Source organism: Winogradskya humida (assembly GCF_016862215.1).
GTDB lineage: Bacteria > Actinomycetota > Actinomycetes > Mycobacteriales > Micromonosporaceae > Actinoplanes > Actinoplanes humidus.
On the sequence record NZ_BOMN01000037.1, the window covers coordinates 62,862 to 83,001 of the forward strand.

Sequence of the window (20,140 nt, forward strand, 5' to 3'; positions counted from 1 at the left end):
TTACCTGCCAATGAGGGCGTGGACCGTCGCTTCACGAAGCAGTGCCGCGCGACGGCGGCGGTCGACCTCGCCGCCGAGGAACGGGGTGGAATTCATCAGGCCGAACGCCGAGTGCGCGAGCACCCGCGCCTCCCCCGCCTCGAGCTCGGGGCGCAGCGTGCCGAGCACGACGACCCACTCCTCGACGTAGAGCCGCTGCAGCTTGCGGATCTGCCGCTTCGGCTCCTCCGGGAGGCGGTCGAGCTCGTGCAGGTGCAACGCGATCACTGCCGGATTGGCCAGGGCGAACTCCACGTGGAACTCGATCAGGTCGGTGAGGGCGGCCTGCGCGTCCTCGGGGTGGCGACCGACCCGCTCCTTGCCGCCGTGCAACAGCCCCTCGCTGACCGGGATCAGCGCGGCGACCAGCATGGCTTCCTTGCCGGCGAAGTGGTGATAGAGCGCCGGCCCGGTCACGCCGGCGGCGGAGCCGATGTCATCCATCGACACGCCGTGATATCCACGCGAGGCGAAGAGCCCCACCGCGATCTCGAGAATCTCGTCCCGCCGAGAACGCCGCCGCGGGGCGGGCGCACCGGGACGTTGCTGCTGATCTACCGTCACCCGGCAACTCTAACCCGCTGTCAAGCCGAGACCTTAACGGCCGTTCAGCTGATCTCGCCCATCGGGAAATACCATTTCCGGTGTCACGACAGACGCCCGACCGGTCCACCAACGCCGCGACAAAGCGGCCGCGGCAACCGCACCGACGGTGTTGACGATGACGTCGTCGACGCTGGACACCCGCCCGATCGCGCTCACCCATTGCAACACCTCGATGAGGGTCGAGGTAACGAGTGCGAGGCCGAAAACCCTGCTCAGCGACGCGGCCCAGCCGAACCGCATGGGCAGGAAGAAGCCGAACGCCGCAAGCACCAGCAGATTGCCGACGACCTGCGCGGGGATCCAGGACGACAGATCCTGCAGCGGTACGAGTTCCACGTCCCGAGGAGCATCCTGCCTCGTGAAGAGCATGAGCGCCCACGGCAGCGACCCGGCCACGATCCCTGCCTCAGCGAGCGCCGGCTTCCCGCGCCACTGATAGGCGAGCAGTCCCAGCGGTGGCAACAGCAGGACCGCCACCACCATGATCGTTCCGTACGCGTGCCAGGCAGCCCCCATGGCCCGACAGTCTCCCGTGTGTGACGGTAGAACGCCGCCCGACAAATCGGACGGCGTCTCCTATCGAGCTCTCAGGCCGGCTCACCCGGATCAGCTATCGGGCTCTCAGGCCGGCGCCCACCCGGATCAGCTATCGGGCTCTCAGGCCAGCCCGCCCGGTTCGGTGCCGCGGGCGATCGGGGCCTTGACCAGGTTGCCCCACTCGGTCCACGAGCCGTCGTAGTTGCGGACCTGCGGGTAGCCGAGCAGGTGCTGCAGGACGAACCAGGTGTGGCTCGACCGCTCACCGATCCGGCAGTAGGCGATGATGTCGTCGCCGGTGTCCAGGCCCAGCTCGTCGCGGTAGATCTTCGCGAGCTCATCGGCCGACTTGAACGTGCCGTCGTCGTTGGCCGCGGACTTCCACGGCTTGCTCAGCGCGCCCGGGATGTGGCCACCACGCAGGGCACCCTCCTGCGGGTACGCCGCCATGTGGGTCAGCTCGCCCGTGTATTCCTGCGGCGAGCGGACGTCGACCAGCGGCAACCCGTTGGCGATGTGCCCCTGAACCTCGTCGCGGAACGCGCGAATGCCACTGTCATCGCGAACCGGCACCGGGTATTTCGCCTCGGCGCGGGCCGTCTTGTCGCGGGTCAGCTCACGACCCTCGGCGGCCCACTTCTGCCGGCCGCCGTCGAGCAGACGCACGTCGCGATGCCCGAAGAGCGTGAAGACCCAGAGGGCGTACGCCGCCCACCAGTTGTTGTTGTCGCCGTAGAAGACGATCGTGTCGTCCCGGCCGATGCCCTTGGCCGCGCACAACGCCGCGAACTGCTCGGGGTCGAGGTAGTCGCGGGTGAGCTGGTCGTTGAGTTCGAGGTGCCAGTCGACCTTGACCGCGCCCGGGATGTGGCCCGTGTCGTAGAGCAGCACGTCCTCGTCCGACTCGACGACGACGAGGCCGGGGGTGTCTAGGTTGGCGGCAAGCCACTCGGTGGTGACGAGCTTGTCGGGGTGCGCGTACGCCTGCAGTGACGGCGCTGGGTCGTTCGCAACGGACATGCCACTCACGCTAGCGCGTCTATCGGGCCCAGCTCGGGACGCTTCGCCGTGACGAGGTCGCCGGACGAGGCCCCGGCGAGACGGCGCCGGATCCAGGGTGCGAGGTGCTGACCGGCCCAGCGCAGGTCGGCACTGCGCGCCAGCAGCCACGGGGTGGGCGCGGGGGCCGGCGGCACCAGCAGCCAGTCCTCTTCCACGCCGACGCCGAGAGCGTTGAGAACGTGAGCGGCGACACGGCGATGCCCCGCCGGGGACATGTGCAGCCGATCGGGACTCCACATCACCGGGTGGTGGAAGACACCGTCGGCGAACAGGTCGATCACGTGGGCGCCGTGCTTGGCGGCGAGCTCGTCGGCGCCGTTGTTGAGAACCGCGGCCCGGGGGCTCATGAAGCGCTGCCCGGGCAGGTGGGCGGTGACGTCGGCGAAACGGAAGAGGATCACATCGGCACCCGCCTCGCGCAGCCGGCCGACCACCGGGTCGATCCTTTCCACCAGGCTCCGCGGCTCGACCTTGCGCCGCAGGATGTCGTTGCCGCCCGCCGCGAAACTCACCAGGCTCGGCTGCATCGCCAGAGCGGGTTCGAGCTGGTCGGCGACGACCTGATCGAGCAGTTTGCCGCGGACTGCGAGGTTCGCATAGCCGAATTCGGGTCCCGCCTCCACGGCCAGCCGCGCGGCGACCAGATCGGCCCACCCGCGATAACTGCCGTCGGGATAGGCGTCGTTCATGCCCTCGGTAAAGCTGTCTCCCATCGCCACAAAGTTCGTCCAGCGCACGGCCGCCCCCTTAACGTCCCCTTACCTGTAGCTACCAGCAAAGTTTGGCACCGTACGGCCGTCAGCGGGAGCGTGACGATGGCGACACTGAGCGCCCTGTGGATAACCGGGTGTTTCTGTCGGTGGAGGTCTCTACGCTTCCGGGGCATGGCGATGCGAATGTCCACGATGCTGCTCAAGACACTGCGCGAGGAGCCGGCCGAGGCGGAGGTGCCGAGTCATCGGCTCCTGCTGAGGGCCGGTTACATCCGTCGTGCGGCGCCGGGCGGATATACGTGGCTGCCGCTCGGCAAGCTGGTGCTCGACCGCGTGACGCAGATCGTCCGCGAGGAGATGGCCGCGATCGGCGGCCAGGAGGTCGCGTTTCCCGCGCTGCTCCCCCGTGAGGTCTACGACATCAGCGGTCGCTGGTCGGAGTACGGCGACGACCTGTTCAAGCTGAAGGACCGCCGCGGCTCGGATTTCCTGCTCGCCCCCACGCACGAGGAGCTGTTCGCCCTGCTCGTGCAGGACATGACGAGCTCGTACAGGGACTATCCGCTGGTCCTGTTCCAGGTGCAGACGAAGTATCGCGACGAGGCCCGTCCCCGTGCAGGGCTGCTGCGCGGTCGCGAGTTCCTGATGAAGGACTCCTACTCGTTCGACCTCACCGACGAGGGGCTCGCCGAGGCGTACGCCCAGCACCGCCTGGCGTACCAGAAGATTTTTGAACGGCTCGGCCTGGAGCACACCATCGTGGCCGCCATGTCAGGAGCCATGGGTGGCTCCGCGTCCGAGGAGTTCCTGGCCGCGGCCGAGGTCGGCGAGGACACGTTCGTCGGCTGCACGAAGTGCGACTACGCCGCCAACACCGAAGCGGTGGTCACACCCGTGCCGAGCAGCGACGGTCGCCCACATGGGCCGCTCACCGTGCACGACACCCCCGCGACGCCCACGATCGCGTCGCTCGTCGAGCTCGCCAACTCCCGTGCACTCGAGGGCCGCACCGACTGGACCGCCGCCGACACCCTCAAGAACGTCGTCGTGACCGTGCACCACCCCGGCAAGGATGACGAGTTGCTGGTCATCGGCGTGCCCGGCGATCGCGAGGTCGACCTCAAACGGCTCGACGCGGCGCTCGCCCCGGCCACCGCGACCATGTTCGACGACTTCGCGGCCCGGCCCGACCTGGTTCGCGGCTACATCGGCCCGCAGAGCCTGGCCATCCGCTACGTCGCCGACCCGCGCGTGGCACCCGGCACCGCCTGGCTGACCGGAGCCAACGAGGCGGGCTGCCACGCCACCTCGGTGGTCGCCGGCCGCGACTTCACGCCCGACGGCACCATCGAGGCCGCCGAGGTCCGCGCGGGCGACCCCTGCGCGCATTGCGGCGAGGGCGAGCTCACGATCCGGCGCGGCATCGAGCTCGCACACATCTTCCAGCTCGGCCGCAAATACACCGACGCGTTCAAGGTCGACGTCCTCAGCGCCAACGGCAAACCGGTCCGGCCCACGATGGGTTCCTACGGCATCGGCGTCTCGCGAGCCGTCGCGGCGATCGCCGAGCAGCACCACGATGACCGCGGCATCCTCTGGCCCGACGCAGTGGCACCGGCCGACGTGCACGTCATCGGCGCCGGCAAGGACGGCCAGATCGAGGCGGCACTGCACCTGGCAACCGACCTCGAGACCCACGGCCTGCGCGTCCTGGTCGACGACCGCCCGCAGCTCTCCGCCGGGGTCAAGTTCACCGACAGCGAGCTGATCGGCATCCGCCGCATCGTGGTCGTCGGGCGCCGGCTCGCCGAGGGCTGGGTGGAAATGCGCGACCGCCAAACGGGTGAACGCCGCGACGTGCCACTGACGGAGGTTGCGCAAACGCTGGCCGGGTAACCGAGGGGTGTTCCACAACCGGACGTACGGGGTGTAATCGGTGAGACGGTCGAGAACCCGCTCAACTATCGGGCGACAGCAGTCGCCTATCGGGCGGCAGCGGTTACGGGGAGGAACACCCATGGCTAGAGCGGCGGTGTCCGACGTGATGACCAGGCGGGTGGTCTACCTGCCCGGCGACACAACCCTCGACGAAGCGGCGCAGGCCATGCGCGACCAGAGCATCGGCGACGTCGTGGTGACCAACGGCCCGACGATCGCCGGCCTGGTCACCGATCGCGACATCGTCGTGCGCGCGATCGCCGAGGGCCTCCCGCCCAAGGCCACCACCCTGGCGACGATCGCATCCCACGAGCTCATCATGGTGGAGCAGTCGGCCACCGTGGAGGACGCGGTCACCGCCATGCGCGAGCGCAACGTCCGCCGCCTGCTGGTCTGCGACGCCGACCGCAAGGTCGTCGGCATCCTCAGCCTCAGCGATGTGGCCCTCCTGACAGCCTCCACCCCGACCACCGCGACGTAGGGTTCGACCGTGAGCGACATGCCCCCGAAACTGGCCGAGATCGTCGACGAGTTCGCCTCCGCACCGCGCGAGCTCGTTCTCGAGATGCTGATCGAGTTCTCCGACGAGGTCCCGCCCCTGCCGGCCGAGCTCAGCGGTCACGAGGGCATGGAGCAGGTCCCGGAGTGCCAGACCCAGTTCTTCCTGCGCGCCGAGGTCCAGGCCGACGACACGGTTCAGACCTGGTTCGACTGCCCGCCCGAGGCCCCGACCACGCGGGCCTTCGCCGGCATCCTCGCGGAAGGCCTGGCGGGAGCGTCCACCGCGGCGATCCTCGCTGTCCCCGACGATCTGTACGCACGGATGGGCCTCGCCACGGCGATCAGCCCGCTGCGCATCCGTGGTGGCACGGCGATCCTCGGGCGGCTCAAGGCCCAAATCCGCTCGCAGGTCCCCCTATCGTGAACATCGAGGTCTGGTCCGATCTCGTCTGCCCCTGGTGCTACCTGGGCAAGCATCGGCTGGAATCGGTCCTGCACGAGTTCCCCAGCGACGTGACGCTCACCTTCAGGGCCTTCCAGCTCGACCCGTCACCAGTGCCGCAGCCGATCCCGGTCAAGCAGGCCATGGCCGCAAAACTCGGCGACCCCGAACGAGTCGACCAGATGTTCGCCGGCGTCGCCGCACTCGCCGCCGCCGAAGGCCTGAACATCAACTTCGACCGGGCAATCCTGGCCAACACGTTCGACGCCCACCGCCTGGTCGCCTGGGCAGCCACCCAGGACCTCCAGCTCATGATGATCGACACCCTGCAACAGGCCCACTTCGAGAACGGCATCGACCTGGGCTCCCATCCCGAGCTGGCCCGGCTCGCCGGAGCGATCGGCCTCGACGAACAGGCAGCCCTGGCCTACCTCGAGTCCCCAGCCGGCACCGACGCGGTCAACGCCGACCTCGCCGAAGCACGCGAGCTCGACATCACCAGCGTGCCGAACCTCGTCGTCGACCGTAAGTTCGCCATTCAGGGAGCGCAGGAAAGCTCGGTCCTGCGCTCGGCGCTGGAAGAGATCGCCCGGCGCGGTTTTGCTCCCCTGTGACGTTTCACGTGAAACAACATCGACCCTGATTTTTAGGCCTTGAGTCTGGCAGCGGGGCGATCGCCGGCCACTTCCCGCCGCATGGCAACCCGCTCGGCGGGGTCCAGTCCATGCCGCGCCTCGTCGGCCATCAACTCGGTCAGCTCGGGCCCCCACTCGGCATCACTCAACTCCTTGAACCCGAGACGGGCATAGTACGGCCCGTTCCACGGCACACCCCGAAACGTCGTCAAGGTCAACGCCTCCATACCGCGGCCGGCCGCCCAGGACCCGACGTGATCGATCAGGGCGCTGCCGATGCCACGGCGGGCGTACGGGGGGTCGATGCTGACCTGCTCGACATGCGCAAGCCCGTCCACGACATCAACGAGCACAAATCCCATCAGCGCATCGTCGTCCCCGACGGCAACCCAGCTCATCCCGGAACGCACGAACCGGGCCAACTCCTCAGCGGCCGGCACCGGATGCTCCGCGATGTCCGACTTTCCCACCGCGTGAAACAACGCCCCGGCCCGAACCTCAATCGCCCGGATCAACTCAAGATCAGAAACCCGCAAGCCCCGAATTCGCACACCGAAGCGAACCAACCAAGCCCAACCGCGTCCAGCGATTTAAGCCGTCCCCACCCGGAGCTCAGGCCTCCCGCGCGAGGCCCTCGATCACCTCGGCGCCGGGCAACGCACCCAGGGCCGGCCCCGCGATGGAGATCTTGCTGTGCCGAACCCCGGACCCAATGATCACATGCGGCATAGCCACAACCCGCGAGTCAACAAGCACCGGCCAGTCCTTCGGCAGCCCGATCGGAGTGATCCCGCCGTACTCCATCCCGGTCAGCTGCACCGCGTCGTCCATTGGCGCAAAACTCGCCTTCCGCGCATCCAGATGCCGCCGCACGATCCCGTTGACATCAGCCCGCGTGGTCGCCAGCACGACACAGGCCGCATACCGGGTGACTTCTCCACGCCGCCCAGCAACGATCACGCAGTTGGCGGACTCCTCGAGCGTCACCCCGTACGCCTCACAGAACGCCGCGGTGTCGGCCAGCGAAGCATCGATCGGCGCAACCAGCACCTGATCGCCATCGATGGGCGCATCAACCGGCCAGACCTCCAACGCCGCCGCCACAGGGGGCGCGAGCAGGTCAAGCCGGGAGATCGCGGGCTCAAGTTTCAGTGATCCGATCACGCCCGCCATCCTCCCCCGCCCAGCCCCCACAAGCCACCCGAGTCACCCCACCCCACGCGGCCCGCACCTCGCACCCCAACCCACCAAACCCCATGGCCTCAGCCGACCCACCACGCCGGCGGCCCGCATGAAATCGCCTGCCGCAACCCCGTCCCGCCGACCGGGAACAGGCTGCGCCGACCTAAGACCCGGCCAGATCTTGCCGACTGTCACTGGATGTGAAGGAGAGACGTAGCGCCCGGGTCGGGACCGTAAGTGGCCTCGCCCTGCTAGCCGGCGGCACAGCTGTAGCCGCCGTCGCCGGCGGTGCACATTCCGTCTTCGCCACCGTGCTGCTCGGCATGCTCGCTGTCGGCATGGGCCACGCCCTTCTCACCGAACTCCAACGTCAGGCACGCCGGCGCAACGTTGACGGCTGGGCGCCGCAGGACACGGTCAACACCGTCCTGCTCGCAAGCTGGGCGGGCGGCGCGCTGAGCGCAACCCTCCTGGCCGTCGCCCCTACAACAGTCCGAGCCGTCGGTCTTCTGCTAGCTCTCGGGTACGCCCTCAGCTGCGCCTACTTCGTCGCAGAGCGCTACAGAACCATCTCGGACCCGCCCGACCCAGCCACCACCGACCCAGCAACCGCGCCCACCAGAGCGCCAGCAGAAACGACTGAGCTCGCGACACCAGCGCACCCAGACCCAGCCCGGAACCCGAACGTCACAGACCCCCGCACGGACGCCACCAGCTCACGTCAGCACAACACCACGCCGAAGCCGGCCCCCGTCACGGGTCCACACACGCGCGACACCACGCCAGGCACGGAACGCGCGCACGACTACCAGCTCGACAACCCGGACAGCTTGCGCGCCACCGACACCACGCCGAAGCCGGACGTCCCAGATCCGCGCCCGCACGACACCACGCCGAAGCCGGACGTCCCAGATCTGCGCCCGCACGACGCTGCGCCCCAGATCCAGGCCGTTCCGCACCGCCAGGAAGCCCCCGCCGAGCCGGTCTGACCCTCAGCAGTCAGCCAAGCGGCCGGGTCGGACGCGGCAACGTCGACCCGGCCGGCTCAGTCGAGCGGAAGCGCAACGATCATCGGGGGCACGGGCAGCAGGCCGCTGTCGCTCGGTTGCACGTCGGGCAGCGGGACCCACTGCAGGCCGATCGGTTCCGGGCCGTCGATGTGCGGGCCGAGTTCCGGTTCACCGTCCGCGACGGTGCAGGCGAAAATCGAGGTCATTCCCGACGGGTACGGCACGTCCTGCAAATATCTGGCCTCTTTGACGACCAGACCTACCTCCTCCAGCACCTCCCGGCGCACGGCGTCCTCCGCCGTCTCGCCCGGATCGATCCCACCTCCGGGCAGTGTCCACCACTCCCGAAGTCCTTCACGCCGGCTCCGCTCATGCACCATCAACACCCGCCGGTCCCGCACGATGATGGCAGCGGCACGTTTCCGTCCACTCACGAGTGAAGGCTACTCACGTCAACCGGGCCGGTGCGTAACGGAACGGGTACGCAGACGCGAAGAAATCATGCCAGCCACCCCGCTCGCGTCGCAGCCATGCCACTTGTGCCATCTCGGAGTGACTTGACACACAAAACTTGGTTCACGCCGATGTGGCCCTGCTCGAACGCGATCGCCGACGCTGCCATGTAGAGCCGCCACACCCGCGTCCGTCCAGGCGTGGTCAGGTTCACAGCCGTGGACCACTCGGCTTCTAGGTTCGCGACCCATGCGCGCAGGGTCCGGGCATAGTGCTCGCGGAGTGCCTGCAGATCGCGTACCTCAAAGCCGGCATTCTCCAGAAGGCTGACCGTGGTGCCTACCGGTGCCAGCTCGCCATCAGGGAAAACGTACGCGTCGATGAAGCTCCGCTGTTTGCGCCCCGATGCCGGCTCGGGATCCGGGTGCAGTGCGGCGATCTGGTGATTGAGGAGCCGCCCACCGGACTTGAGCAGGCGGTAGAGAATCCCGGCGTACTCCGCGTACGGTCCGGTTCCGACGTGCTCGGCCATCCCCACGCTGGAGATGGCGTCGAAAGGTCCGTCCTCGATGTCCCGGTAGTCCTGCACCCGGATCTCGACGTGCGCGGTCAGCCCGGCTTCGGCGATCTGCTTGCGGGCGTATTCGGCCTGCTCGGTCGAGAGGGTGACGCCGACCACATCAACGCCGTACTCCAGGGCAGCGTGCAGGGCGAGACTTCCCCAGCCGCAGCCGACATCCAACAGCCGCATCCCGGGTTTGAGCTCAAGCTTGCGACAGATCAGATCGAGTTTGTCGCGCTGCGCATCGGCCAGGCCGTAATCGGGCGAATCACCGGTCCAGTAGGCGCAGGAGTAGACCATGCTCTCGCCCAGCACGATCTCGTAGAAATTGTTGCCGACGTCGTAGTGATGACTGATCGCCTGCCGGTCGCGACGTTTGCTGTGCCGGGTGCCCTGCATCGCGATCTCTTCGGCGGGCGGCTTGGGCTGCGGCCCGACAATTCCCAGGCGCAGCAGGTCAGCGGCGACCTCGGCCTTCGGCAGGGATCGCGGCTCCGGAGCAGACCCCCAGATCAGGGACGCAAGCCGGTGAAGCGCGTCATAGAGGTCACCCTCTACATCAAGATCCCCCGACACGTACGCCCGGGCGAGCCCGAGTTCGTTGGGCTGCCACATCAATCGACGCAGTGCCCGACGGTGCCGAACGATCAGAACTGGTGCCTCTGGCGGTCCCGCCTCAGAGCCGTCCCAGGCACGGAGCCGGACGGGTAGCGGGGCCTGCAGCAGGCTCTCAAGCAGGCCAAGAAGCTTGGTCGCGGTGGAAGTAGACATCGCACCTCCCCGAATGGTTAGACCTGCTAAATATCCACCCGGCAACCTTCTCTGCAGAAGACCTGAATCCCGCTTTGTGATCGAGGACTCGCCTCAGACCGCCCCCGACTTCCACTCAGGAGCCAGAACCGACCAAACTTCGCTGTCGTACCGAACACCGCGATACGGATAGTTCTGTCTGATAACGCCGTCCAGGGTCATCCCCACCCGCCGAGCCACCGCACTGCTCGCCGTGTTGTCGGGCCGGCAGTGCCACTCCACGCGGTACATCCCGCGCTCCACGAACGCCCACTCGATCAGCACCCGCACAGCCCTGGTCACCAGCCCCCGCCCACTCCCCGCAGGCTCGGTCCAGCACCCGACCTCACAAACCCCGTTGGCCACATCGAACGACACAAACATCGTCCCGCCCACCAGCACCCCGTCGAGCCAGATCCCGTACAGCCGCCCAGCATCCCGGGCAGCCAGATCCGCATACCGCTGCAACCGCGCCGTCGCCGACTCAAGATCGTGGCTCAGCGAGGCCCAGGGAATCCAAGGATCAACACTCTCCCGAGCCCGATCCATGTGAGCCAGAAACTCCGCGCCCTGCCAAGGCTCCAGGGGACGAAGCTCGCCCCCACCCCCCAGATCAACAAAAAACATCCCCACACCCTACGAGCCCCGGCCTCCGGCAGCAGTTCATCCTCGAGTCATGGCACGGAGTCGTTCGTTGCGTTCGTCCAGCGCCTGCTGGGTGGCGGGCATGAGGAGGTCGCCGCCGGGCCCGGCGCTGTCCTGGGCGCGGGTGACGTAGGGACGCTGGCTGTGCTCGTACTCGTCGAATGCCGCTTTGAGGTTTTCCGGGTGTTTGAGCAGAGCCTGAGCGAGCAGCCAGGTGCCCGTGATCGCCAGGGAGGCACCGCGGCCGGACAGGTTGGAGGCGCAGTGCGCGGCGTCGCCGACCAGCACGACGCGGCCCTTGTGCCAGGTCGGCATGTGAATCTGGCTGACGGAGTCGAAATACAGTTCCGGGTCGCTGCGCACGGCATCAAGGATCTCGGGTACGCGCCATTCCTCGTGCCCGGCGAAGGCGTCGAGCAGGATGCGTTTCTGAGCGTCGAGGTCGCGGTAGTCGTACTCGATCCAGTCGGAGCGGAAGTTCAGGACGCCGAGCGCGGTGTCGTTGTAGTGGGCGATGCCGATCAGGTGACCGGGCCAGGAGAGGAACGGGCTGGTACGACCGCTGTCCTGCTGGCTGGGCAGCTCGGTGAGGGCGACGTAGAAGCCGAGGTGTTTGAGGAAGTCGCACTCAGGCCCGAAGGTGAGCCGCCGGGTCAGCGAGTGCAGTCCGTCGGCGCCGACGACCAGGTCGAAGCGGTCCCGTTTGCCGGAGGTGAAGGTGACCTCGACGCCGGCGCCGTCGTCATGAAGCTCGGCGATGGATTCGGCGAATATGAGCGACGTCGTGCCGGTCAGCGCCTCATGCAGAACGTGGGCGAGGTCCTCACGAGGGATCTCGATGTCCTGGTCGGAGTCGCTGATCTCGCTGACGGGCAGTTCGGCGACCACATCCCCGGAAGCGTCGATGAATTGGGCCCGCTCGGTCATGGTCACCCGGCGGGCGTGGATCTGCTCAAGGATGCCCATCGAGCGGGCGATGCCGAGAGCGTCGCCGCGCACGTCGACGGGTGAGCCGTTGACCCGCAGGTGGCCGGCGCGCTCGACGATGGTGACGTCGTTGCCGGTGGCGCCGAGGTTGATACCGGCGGCAAGCCCGGCCATTCCGGCTCCGGAGACGAGGATGCGCATGACATGCCTCTTTCGGTACGGATGGTGGTCACTCGCGATCGACGTGCTCCACCGTCGCAGCTGTAAGAAACTGGAAGTATCTTTTTCAGACGTCGGTACGATTCGCCGCGCTGACGGTGAGGCGGAGGCTCGCGATGGAACCCACACCAGCGAGACGCCGGCGAGGTGCCGCGCTCGACGACGCACTACTCGACGCAACCTGGGCAGAGCTGACGGATCGCGGCTATGAGCTCCTCAGCCCGGAGAGCGTCGCCGAGCGGGCGGGGACCAGCAAATCCGTGGTCTACCGCCGCTGGCCGACCAAGGGCGACCTGGTGCGTGCAGCACTGCTGCACATCGCCGGACGAGACCCGATCACCGCCCCGGACACCGGCGGTCTGCGCGACGACGTCATCGCGCTGCTGCGCCAAGTCAACACACGTCGCGTCGCCCTCGCCTCGGCCCTGATCGCCCAACTCAGCGACCTCCACCGCGCGACCGGCACCACCATCGACGACCTGCGCACATCCCTGACGACCGGCCAACGATCCGCGATGGAGGAAATCGTCGCCCGAGCCGTCGCCCGCGGCGAGGTCAACCCGGCAAAACTCACCTGGCGCATCGTTCGACTTCCGGAGGATCTCTTCCGGCACGAACTCCTCATGACGTCGCAGGCCGTACCCGACGAGGACATCATCGAGATCGTCGACACAATCTTCCTCCCCCTAGCCACCAGCCAACCCACCTGACCCAGCCGCTCAGCCGCCCGGTGCCTGCGCCCCAAGAACCACGAACCGCACCCTCACTAAGAAACTTTTCGTATCTAAAGCCAGCCTACTGAGCGCTCATAAGATACGCAAAGTTTCTTATCGCGGAAGAATGTGACACCCGTCATCACGTGCGGCACCAACGAGGGCAACAGGCACCGCTCACCCGCAGCCTCTAAAGGCCGCGCCCGGTCGGTCAGCGCGACACGGCCGGCGCGACACGGTCAGCGCGACACGGTCAGCGCGACACGGTCAGGCGGAGTCGCGCGGCAAGACCTGCTAAATCGGCAAGGCTCTAGATCAAAGTGAGAATGCCGTGAACGGCCACGATCCCACCCAGCCGGTTGGCCGAAGTTGCCCGCCAGGAGTCGAGAACGACGTCACCACCGCGATCCCAAGCGCAAGCAACCGCCAAGTCCGCGATCCCAAGCGCAAGCAACCGCTAAGTCCGCGGGCTGAAGCGCAAGCAACCCGCTAAGTCCGCGGGCTGAAGCGCAAGCAACCCACCAGGCAGCACCACCGCACCGTGGGGGCGTCCGGGGGCTCGGCCCCCGGTAGCAGACAAAACGAGACATCCCCCCACCCGCGAACTCAGCGGGTAGAGGGATGCCAGGATGTCTCGTGGAGCCCAGGAGAATCGAACTCCTAACCCCCGCCTTGCAAAGGCGGTGCTCTGCCAATTGAGCTAGGGCCCCAAGTTGTGCTGCTCTTTGTCAGTGAAGACCGTTCGCCCTCATCCTGACTGCGCCGACCTCGCCGAGCTGGCGCAATTAGGCTGACCCGGTGGGGCTGGCCTGACCCAGGCTGACTTCACCCAGGCTGACGTCACCCCAGCTGGCTCCGACAATATCTGCCCTGTCGAAGCTGGCCCGACCGAGGTGGCCTTATCGCAGGTCGGGTGCCGTGGTGGCTTCATGCCAGAGGGCTCGCTCGTCGCTGGAGGCCTTGGCCTTCTTGACGACCAGGGCCGTCGCGCCGATAACGCCGGCGACGATCAAGAGCTTCTTCAGCATGGCCGGTCCCCTTGGCTGTGCGGTGGAGGACTGTGTGGTGGGGCTAGATGGAATCGAACCATCGACCTCAGAGTTATCAGCTCTGCGCTCTAACCGACTGAGCTATAGCCCCTCAACAGCGATACGAAGATTACCGTAACCGCCTCGCCGTACCCAAATCGGGGGCGGCCGCCGCGCGAAGGCGGCGACCGCTACCCGTTTGACCTGCGGCTTTAGTCGCGTTCGGCGAGCGTGAGCTCGACGCCGCCGACCAGGTCGGCGCAGACGTTGTAGATGAACGCGCCGAGCGTGGCCAGTGCGGTGAAGAGGACCACATTGACCGCGCCGATGAGCATCGAGGTGCCGATGACGCCCCAGGCGGTGATGCGGAAGCCGCCGCCGGTTGCCGCGTCGGTGCCGCCGCTGGCGTTGACGAGGGATTCGAGGCTGGTGTTGACCTCGCCCCAGACACCCATGGCGTCGAGGGCCAGGTAGAGCACCGAGGTGGCCACGACCACGACGATGAACAGGACGACGGAGACGGCGAAGGCGAACTTCATGACGGACCAGGGGTCGATCCGTTTGAGGTTCAGGCGGGCCCGGCGGGGCCCGCGGGCGGCGGCCGAGGAGACCGTCGAGCGGGCCGAGCGGACAGCCTCGGACACCCGGGCGGCGCCCACGGCACCAGCACCACCGCCGGCGCTGACCGTTGCCGCGCCGGAGGGGCGTTTGGGGGCCTCTCCGGGTCGCTGCGGGGCCGTTGCGGGCTGGGCGGGGGGCGGGGTTACCGACGCGCGTCCGGGCTGGGTGCCCTGCGTTCCGGTGCCGCCGCTCTTGCCCTTGGTGACGATCGGCACACTGGCCGATCCTTTCGCACCCGCAGGGCCGCCCGGCCGTTTGCCATCGGCCGGGCTTTCGCTGTCGGCGGCAGGTTCACCCGGCGGCGGGGGCATCCCCGGGGCGCGAGTGAACTTCGGCGTGGACGAAGGGTCCGCGGGGACCGTCGCGCGCCCGCTCGATGCGGCGCCGTCTTTCTTCGGCTCCGCATCGCCGGGTGTCGCCGAGGACCCCGGACCCCCCGACTTCGCCTGTGTCTCCGGCATCAACTAGTCCTGTTCGTCAGGCTCGTCGGCATTGCGAGCAAGCGCCACGATGGTTACACCTTCTGGGAGGTCCATCAGCTTGACCCCCATTGTGTTCCGATCCCGTGTGCGCCGTACAGGCTTCACGGGAGTCCGGATGACACCACCATTGCTGGTGATGGCAAACAATTCATCCTCAGGATCGATCACGAGCGCTCCGACCAGACCACCACGACGCTCTGTGATCTTGGCGGTCAGCACGCCCTTGCCGCCCCGTCCCTGCACGGGATACTCCTCGATCGGCGTCCGCTTGGCATACCCGCCATTGGTGGCGACCAAAACGTCCATGCCATCACGAACCACCTCCATCGCGAGTAGCTCGTCGTTGTCGCCGAAGCGCATGCCGATGACACCGGACGTCGCCCGTCCCATCGGCCGCAGCGCCTCGTCGGTCGCGTTGAAGCGGATGGCCTGGGCTTTCTTGGACACCAGGAGAAGATCGTTCTCCGGTGCCGCCAGTGCAGCGCCCACCAACTCGTCATCCTCCCGCAGGTTCACGGCGATGATGCCACCGCTGCGGTTGGAGTCAAATTCCTCGAGTCGGGTCTTCTTCACGAGGCCATTCTTGGTGGCGAGCACAAGGTACGGCTCGACCTGGTAATTCGGGATCTGGATGATCTGCGCGATGTGCTCGTCCGGCAGGAAGGCGAGCAGGTTGGCGACGTGCTGACCCTTCGCCGTCCGGTTGGCTTCGGGCAGTTCGTACGCCTTCGCCCGGTAAACCCGGCCCTTGTTCGTGAAGAACAGGATCCAGGAGTGCGTCGAGATGACGAAGAAGTGGCTGACGATGTCGTCCTGGCGCAGGGTTGCGCCGCTCACGCCCTTGCCGCCGCGCTTCTGCGACCGGTAGAGGTCGACCTTCGTACGCTTCGCATAACCGGTCCGTGTGATCGTCACCACAACGTCCTCGCGCGCGATGAGGTCCTCCATCGAGACCTCGCCGTCGAACGGGATGATCTGGGTCTTGCGGTCGTCGCCGAACCGGTTGACGATCTCGGCGAGCTCCTCGGAGACGATCGCCCGCTGCCGCTCCGGCTTGGCGAGGATGTCCTGCAGATCCGCGATCTCCAGCTCGATGCGGCCGAGCTCGTCGACGATCTTCTGGCGCTCGAGAGCGGCCAGCCGGCGAAGCTGCATGTCCAGGATGGCGTTGGCCTGGATCTCGTCGACCTCGAGCAGCTGCATCAGGCCCTGGCGCGAGTCGTCGACCGTCGGCGAGCGCCGGATCAGGGCGATGACCTCGTCGAGCATGTCCAGCGCCTTGACCAGGCCGCGCAGGATGTGCGCGCGCTCCTCGGCCTTGCGCAGGCGGTATGCGGTCCGCCGGCGGATGACCTCGATCTGGTGGTCCACGTAGTACGTGATGAACTGCGCGAGGTTGAGCGTGCGCGGCACACCGTCGACCAGCGCCAGCATGTTGGCGCCGAACGTCTCCTGCAGCTGCGTGTGCTTGTACAGGTTGTTGAGGACCACCTTGGCGACCGCGTCGCGCTTCAGGACCAGGATCAACCGCATGCCCGTACGCCCGGACGACTCGTCCCGGATGTCCGCGATCCCGGTGAGCTTGCCCTCCTTGACCAGCTCGGCGACCCGCTCGGCGAGGTTGTCCGGGTTGACCTGGTAGGGCAGCTCGGTGACGACCAGGCACGGCCGGCCCCGGGCGTCCTCCTCGACCTCGACCACCGCGCGCATCCGGATCGACCCGCGACCCGTGCGGTAGGCGTCCTGAATCGCCTGCTGACCGACGATCAGGCCCTTGGTCGGGAAGTCGGGACCCTTGACGATCTCCAGCAGCGCTTCGAGCGTCGTGGCCTCGTCGGTCTCGGGGTTGTCGAGGCGCCACTGCACGGCCGCGGCGATCTCGCGCAGGTTGTGCGGCGGGATCTTGGTGGCCATGCCGACCGCGATGCCCTCGGAGCCGTTGACGAGCAGGTTGGGGAACCGCGCCGGCAGGATCGTGGGCTCCTTGGCCCGGCCGTCGTAGTTGTCCTGCATGTCGACGGTGTCCTCGTCGATATCCCGCAGCATCTCCATGGCGAGCGGCGAGAGCTTCGACTCGGTGTAGCGCATGGCGGCCGGCGGGTCGTTACCCGCCGAGCCGAAGTTGCCGTTGCCGTCGATCAGCGGGTACCGCAGGGACCAGGGCTGGCCCATCCGGACGAGTGCGTCGTAGATCGACGAGTCACCGTGCGGGTGGTAGTTGCCCATCACGTCGCCGACGACACGCGCGCACTTGACGTAGCCGCGGTCCGGGCGGAACCCGGAGTCGTACATCGCGAACAGGATCTTGCGGTGCACCGGTTTGAGTCCGTCGCGGACGTCCGGCAACGCGCGCCCGACGATGACGCTCATGGCGTAGTCGAGGTACGAGCGCTGCATCTCGACCTCGAGGCCGACCGGCTCGACCCGCTGGCCGACACCGCCGCCGACGACGTCCTGTGGTTCCTCGGCGGGGTTCTCGGGAGTATCCGTCACAGTTAACCCTTACTCACGGTCAAACCCGACAAACGGGCTTGAAACACGCATCTCGCTGTGGATAACGCTGTGGAAATCAGTGAAACGCTGTGCATAACCCGAGGTGAGCGACGTCGTGAGACGCCGCTCACTCCAGGATCAGATGTCCAGGAAGCGAACATCCTTGGCGTTGCGCTGGATGAATGAGCGGCGGGCTTCGACGTCCTCACCCATAAGGACGCTGAACAACTCGTCCGCCGTTGCAGCGTCGTCGAGAGTCACCTGACGCAGCGTGCGGGTCGACGGGTCCATCGTCGTGTCCCACAGCTCGTGGAAGTTCATCTCGCCGAGACCCTTGAACCGCTGGATGTCGTCCGGCTTGGCGTTCGCCTTCTTCTGCTGACGCAGGGCGATCAGTCCGTCGCGCTCGGCGTCGGAATACGCGTACTGGGCGTCGTCTCCGCGCTTGTTCCACTTGATCTTGTAGAGCGGCGGGGCTGCCAGGTAGACGTGGCCCAGCTCGACCAGCGGCCGCATGAAGCGGAACAGCAGGGTCAGCAGCAGCGTCTGGATGTGCTGGCCGTCGACGTCGGCGTCCGCCATCAGCACGACCTTGTGGTAGCGCAGCTTGGCGACGTCGAATTCCTCGTGGATGCCGGTGCCCAGTGCGGTGATCAGCGCCTGGACCTCGTTGTTCTTCAGGACCCGGTCGATCCGGGCCTTCTCCACGTTGAGGATCTTTCCGCGGATCGGCAGGATCGCCTGGATCTGGCTGTCGCGGCCCTGCTTGGCCGAACCGCCGGCCGAGTCGCCCTCGACGATGAACAGCTCCGACACCCGCGGGTCGGTCGACTGGCAGTCGGCCAGCTTGCCCGGCATCGAGCCGGACTCGAGCAGCGACTTGCGCCGGGCCAGCTTGCGGGCCTGCTGGGCGGCGATCCGCGCGCGGGCCGCCTGCGAGGCCTTGGTGATGATCTGCTTCGCGTCGGCCGGGTTGCGGTCGAACCAGTCGGCGATCCGCTCGTTGGCGATCTTCTGCACGAAGCTCTTCATGTCGGTGTTGCCGAGCTTCGTCTTCGTCTGACCCTCGAACTGCGGGTTCGCCAGCTTCACCGAGATGATCGCGGCGAGACCCTCGCGGATGTCCTCGCCGGAGAGCTTCTCGTCACCCTTGAGGAACTTCTTCTCCACGCCGTAACGGTTGACGATGCTCGTCAGCGCGGCCCGGAAGCCCTCCTCGTGGGTGCCACCCTCGTGGGTGTTGATCGTGTTGGCGAACGTGTAGACCGACTCGCCGTACGACTCGTTCCACTGCATGGCGATCTCGAGAGCCATGCCCTCGTCGTTCGCCTCGGCCTCGAACTCGATCACGGACTTGTGGATCGGGGTCTTGGTGGCGTTCAGGTGACGTACGAAGTCGGCGATGCCGTTCTCGTACATGAAGGTGACCTCGCGGCCCTTGCCGTTCTCGTCCAGGTGGTCGGTGCGCTCGTCGGCCAGGTGGATCGTCAGCCGCTTGTTGAGGAACGCGTATTCCTGGATGCGGCGGTAGATCGTCTGCCAGTCGAACTCGATGGTCTCGAAGATCGTCGGGTCGGGCCAGAACTGCACCATCGAACCGGTCTTGTCGGTCGCCTCGCCCTTCTCCAGCGGGCCCGGCTTGGACGCGGTGTAGTGCTGCCGGTAGACGTTGCCCGACTTGTTGATCTCCAGGAACATCTTCGTGGACAGCGCGTTGACCACGGAGACACCGACACCGTGCAGACCACCGGAGACGGCATACGCCTTGCCGTCGAACTTGCCACCGGCGTGCAGGACGGTCAGCGCGACCTCGACACCGGGCTTCTTCAGCTTCGGGTGCAGGTCGACCGGGAAACCGCGGCCGTTGTCGGTGACCGAGACACCACCGTCGGCCAGCAGCCGCACGTCGATGGTGTCGCAGTAGCCCGCGAGCGCCTCGTCGACGGCGTTGTCCACGACTTCCCAGACCAGGTGGTGCAGGCCACGCTCGCCCGTCGATCCGATGTACATACCGGGGCGCTTGCGGACCGCCTCGAGACCCTCGAGCACGGTGATGGAACCGGCACCGTATTCCTGCTTGTTCTCTGCCACCCTCGGCCACTTTCTCGCACCGGTCCCCTGAAGGGCCCGGTCACGGGGTTGGCGGAGCGGCCGGCGGAGAGCCGGCGGGCAGGGCTTGCCACAGTCGAGCGAGCCGCGGAGAGCAGGCGGACCACCGGTGGAGCCGAGCGCGCCGGTCGCCGCGGACGTCCCGCGGATCGTGATCGGCTGGAAAAATCGCGTAGCGTGACGAAGGTTGCCCGAGCCGGGTTTGCCGACATAGACGCCGGGTTTATCGACATGGAATCTCCGACACGGGAGTGACTTTCCCGGTCTCCGTCGATTCTACTCCGTCGGGGCCAGCTATTGGGGGTCCGGCACCCTCGTGCGGGCACCTCAGATTGCCGTAGCGCGGAGAAGGGCCGCTCCCACGGGTCCCCCTACACGGATTGCGGCCCCTCCGCAACGGCGAACCATCGGGCAGACGGCGGCCGGGGCGCGCC

20 protein-coding genes and 2 tRNA genes are annotated in these 20,140 nt (G+C 67.1%); 6 read left to right on the forward strand and 16 right to left on the reverse strand.

Annotated features, from left to right (window positions below):
• From Ahu01nite_RS15690 to Ahu01nite_RS15705, 4 genes are all read right to left on the reverse strand, one after another.
• Window positions 1-603, reverse strand: a complete 603-nt coding sequence (locus Ahu01nite_RS15690) for a TetR/AcrR family transcriptional regulator (RefSeq protein ID WP_203837256.1) — start codon at window positions 601-603, stop codon at window positions 1-3.
• Window positions 604-636: 33 nt separating this feature from the next.
• The gene (locus Ahu01nite_RS15695) at window positions 637-1,161 is read right to left on the reverse strand and encodes a VanZ family protein (protein WP_203837257.1); all 525 of its coding nucleotides are present in this window, start codon (window positions 1,159-1,161) and stop codon (window positions 637-639) included.
• Between the two features lie 141 nt (window positions 1,162-1,302).
• Entirely contained in the window at window positions 1,303-2,202 is a 900-nt protein-coding gene (locus Ahu01nite_RS15700; RefSeq protein WP_203837258.1) for a sulfurtransferase, read from the reverse strand.
• A gap of 5 nt (window positions 2,203-2,207) precedes the next feature.
• Window positions 2,208-2,981: an SGNH/GDSL hydrolase family protein gene (locus Ahu01nite_RS15705; RefSeq protein ID WP_203837259.1), complete on the reverse strand. Its 774-nt coding sequence runs from the start codon at window positions 2,979-2,981 to the stop codon at window positions 2,208-2,210.
• A gap of 147 nt (window positions 2,982-3,128) precedes the next feature.
• Here Ahu01nite_RS15705 and Ahu01nite_RS15710 point away from each other — a divergent pair, with 147 nt between their 5' ends.
• From Ahu01nite_RS15710 to Ahu01nite_RS15725, 4 genes are all read left to right on the forward strand, one after another.
• Complete coding sequence (locus Ahu01nite_RS15710) at window positions 3,129-4,853, forward strand: proline--tRNA ligase (RefSeq protein ID WP_203837260.1); 1,725 nt, start codon at window positions 3,129-3,131, stop codon at window positions 4,851-4,853.
• Between the two features lie 121 nt (window positions 4,854-4,974).
• Complete coding sequence (locus Ahu01nite_RS15715; protein WP_203837261.1) at window positions 4,975-5,376, forward strand: CBS domain-containing protein; 402 nt, start codon at window positions 4,975-4,977, stop codon at window positions 5,374-5,376.
• 9 nt (window positions 5,377-5,385) lie between these two features.
• Window positions 5,386-5,820 carry a SufE family protein gene (locus tag Ahu01nite_RS15720; protein ID WP_203837262.1) on the forward strand — a complete coding sequence of 145 codons (435 nt, stop codon included), beginning with the start codon at window positions 5,386-5,388 and terminating at the stop codon, window positions 5,818-5,820.
• The gene (locus tag Ahu01nite_RS15725; RefSeq protein ID WP_203837263.1) at window positions 5,817-6,452 is read left to right on the forward strand and encodes a DsbA family oxidoreductase; all 636 of its coding nucleotides are present in this window, start codon (window positions 5,817-5,819) and stop codon (window positions 6,450-6,452) included. The genes Ahu01nite_RS15720 and Ahu01nite_RS15725 overlap by 4 nt, the downstream gene beginning before the upstream one ends.
• A gap of 32 nt (window positions 6,453-6,484) precedes the next feature.
• On the opposite strand, the gene Ahu01nite_RS15730 is transcribed toward Ahu01nite_RS15725, so the two are convergent.
• Together Ahu01nite_RS15730 and Ahu01nite_RS15735 are read right to left on the reverse strand one after the other, a co-directional pair.
• Window positions 6,485-7,039: a GNAT family N-acetyltransferase gene (locus tag Ahu01nite_RS15730; RefSeq protein WP_239158868.1), complete on the reverse strand. Its 555-nt coding sequence runs from the start codon at window positions 7,037-7,039 to the stop codon at window positions 6,485-6,487.
• A 46-nt stretch (window positions 7,040-7,085) separates the two neighbouring features.
• The gene (locus Ahu01nite_RS15735) at window positions 7,086-7,646 is read right to left on the reverse strand and encodes a YbaK/EbsC family protein (protein ID WP_203837264.1); all 561 of its coding nucleotides are present in this window, start codon (window positions 7,644-7,646) and stop codon (window positions 7,086-7,088) included.
• A 209-nt stretch (window positions 7,647-7,855) separates the two neighbouring features.
• Here Ahu01nite_RS15735 and Ahu01nite_RS15740 point away from each other — a divergent pair, with 209 nt between their 5' ends.
• The gene (locus Ahu01nite_RS15740) at window positions 7,856-8,644 is read left to right on the forward strand and encodes a hypothetical protein (protein ID WP_203837265.1); all 789 of its coding nucleotides are present in this window, start codon (window positions 7,856-7,858) and stop codon (window positions 8,642-8,644) included.
• Window positions 8,645-8,700: 56 nt separating this feature from the next.
• On the opposite strand, the gene Ahu01nite_RS15745 is transcribed toward Ahu01nite_RS15740, so the two are convergent.
• From Ahu01nite_RS15745 to Ahu01nite_RS15760, 4 genes are all read right to left on the reverse strand, one after another.
• Complete coding sequence (locus tag Ahu01nite_RS15745; RefSeq protein ID WP_203837266.1) at window positions 8,701-9,099, reverse strand: NUDIX domain-containing protein; 399 nt, start codon at window positions 9,097-9,099, stop codon at window positions 8,701-8,703.
• A 65-nt stretch (window positions 9,100-9,164) separates the two neighbouring features.
• The gene (locus tag Ahu01nite_RS15750) at window positions 9,165-10,295 is read right to left on the reverse strand and encodes a class I SAM-dependent methyltransferase (RefSeq protein WP_239158869.1); all 1,131 of its coding nucleotides are present in this window, start codon (window positions 10,293-10,295) and stop codon (window positions 9,165-9,167) included.
• Between the two features lie 249 nt (window positions 10,296-10,544).
• Window positions 10,545-11,096 (reverse strand): GNAT family N-acetyltransferase, encoded by a 552-nt coding sequence (locus Ahu01nite_RS15755; protein WP_203837268.1) that lies wholly within the window; start codon window positions 11,094-11,096, stop codon window positions 10,545-10,547.
• A gap of 36 nt (window positions 11,097-11,132) precedes the next feature.
• Window positions 11,133-12,242, reverse strand: a complete 1,110-nt coding sequence (locus tag Ahu01nite_RS15760) for an FAD-dependent monooxygenase (protein WP_203837269.1) — start codon at window positions 12,240-12,242, stop codon at window positions 11,133-11,135.
• 134 nt (window positions 12,243-12,376) lie between these two features.
• Here Ahu01nite_RS15760 and Ahu01nite_RS15765 point away from each other — a divergent pair, with 134 nt between their 5' ends.
• Window positions 12,377-12,970, forward strand: a complete 594-nt coding sequence (locus Ahu01nite_RS15765) for a TetR/AcrR family transcriptional regulator (protein WP_203837270.1) — start codon at window positions 12,377-12,379, stop codon at window positions 12,968-12,970.
• A gap of 640 nt (window positions 12,971-13,610) precedes the next feature.
• Here the strand turns inward: Ahu01nite_RS15765 and Ahu01nite_RS15770 are convergent.
• The 6 genes from Ahu01nite_RS15770 to gyrB all read right to left on the reverse strand — a co-directional run bounded on the left by Ahu01nite_RS15770 (window position 13,611) and on the right by gyrB (window position 19,688).
• A tRNA-Ala gene (locus Ahu01nite_RS15770) sits at window positions 13,611-13,683 on the reverse strand.
• Between the two features lie 189 nt (window positions 13,684-13,872).
• Window positions 13,873-14,001, reverse strand: coding sequence for a DLW-39 family protein (locus Ahu01nite_RS50385; protein WP_239158870.1), 129 nt, complete (start codon window positions 13,999-14,001; stop codon window positions 13,873-13,875).
• 35 nt (window positions 14,002-14,036) lie between these two features.
• Window positions 14,037-14,113, reverse strand: a tRNA-Ile gene (locus Ahu01nite_RS15775).
• 100 nt (window positions 14,114-14,213) lie between these two features.
• Window positions 14,214-15,083: a DUF3566 domain-containing protein gene (locus Ahu01nite_RS15780; RefSeq protein ID WP_203837271.1), complete on the reverse strand. Its 870-nt coding sequence runs from the start codon at window positions 15,081-15,083 to the stop codon at window positions 14,214-14,216.
• Between the two features lie 3 nt (window positions 15,084-15,086).
• Window positions 15,087-17,597 (reverse strand): DNA gyrase subunit A, encoded by a 2,511-nt coding sequence (gene gyrA, locus Ahu01nite_RS15785; RefSeq protein WP_203837272.1) that lies wholly within the window; start codon window positions 17,595-17,597, stop codon window positions 15,087-15,089.
• Window positions 17,598-17,735: 138 nt separating this feature from the next.
• Entirely contained in the window at window positions 17,736-19,688 is a 1,953-nt protein-coding gene (gyrB, locus tag Ahu01nite_RS15790) for a DNA topoisomerase (ATP-hydrolyzing) subunit B (RefSeq protein WP_203837273.1), read from the reverse strand.
• Window positions 19,689-20,140: the final 452 nt, after the last annotated feature.

What these genes read in the sequence shown, in the direction of transcription:
- Ahu01nite_RS15760 (WP_203837269.1), bottom strand. Translation starts at nt 12,242, where the DNA reads ATGCGCATCCTCGTCTCCGGAGCCGGAATGGCCGGGCTTGCCGCCGGT.
- Ahu01nite_RS15755 (WP_203837268.1), bottom strand. Translation starts at nt 11,096, where the DNA reads ATGTTTTTTGTTGATCTGGGGGGTGGGGGCGAGCTTCGTCCCCTGGAG.
- Ahu01nite_RS15735 (WP_203837264.1), bottom strand. Translation starts at nt 7,646, where the DNA reads ATGGCGGGCGTGATCGGATCACTGAAACTTGAGCCCGCGATCTCCCGG.
- Ahu01nite_RS15715 (WP_203837261.1), top strand. Translation starts at nt 4,975, where the DNA reads ATGGCTAGAGCGGCGGTGTCCGACGTGATGACCAGGCGGGTGGTCTAC.
- Ahu01nite_RS15695 (WP_203837257.1), bottom strand. Translation starts at nt 1,161, where the DNA reads ATGGGGGCTGCCTGGCACGCGTACGGAACGATCATGGTGGTGGCGGTC.
- Ahu01nite_RS15780 (WP_203837271.1), bottom strand. Translation starts at nt 15,083, where the DNA reads ATGCCGGAGACACAGGCGAAGTCGGGGGGTCCGGGGTCCTCGGCGACA.
- Ahu01nite_RS15750 (WP_239158869.1), bottom strand. Translation starts at nt 10,295, where the DNA reads ATGTGGCAGCCCAACGAACTCGGGCTCGCCCGGGCGTACGTGTCGGGG.
- Ahu01nite_RS15765 (WP_203837270.1), top strand. Translation starts at nt 12,377, where the DNA reads ATGGAACCCACACCAGCGAGACGCCGGCGAGGTGCCGCGCTCGACGAC.
- Ahu01nite_RS15700 (WP_203837258.1), bottom strand. Translation starts at nt 2,202, where the DNA reads ATGTCCGTTGCGAACGACCCAGCGCCGTCACTGCAGGCGTACGCGCAC.
- Ahu01nite_RS50385 (WP_239158870.1), bottom strand. Translation starts at nt 14,001, where the DNA reads ATGCTGAAGAAGCTCTTGATCGTCGCCGGCGTTATCGGCGCGACGGCC.
- Ahu01nite_RS15710 (WP_203837260.1), top strand. Translation starts at nt 3,129, where the DNA reads ATGGCGATGCGAATGTCCACGATGCTGCTCAAGACACTGCGCGAGGAG.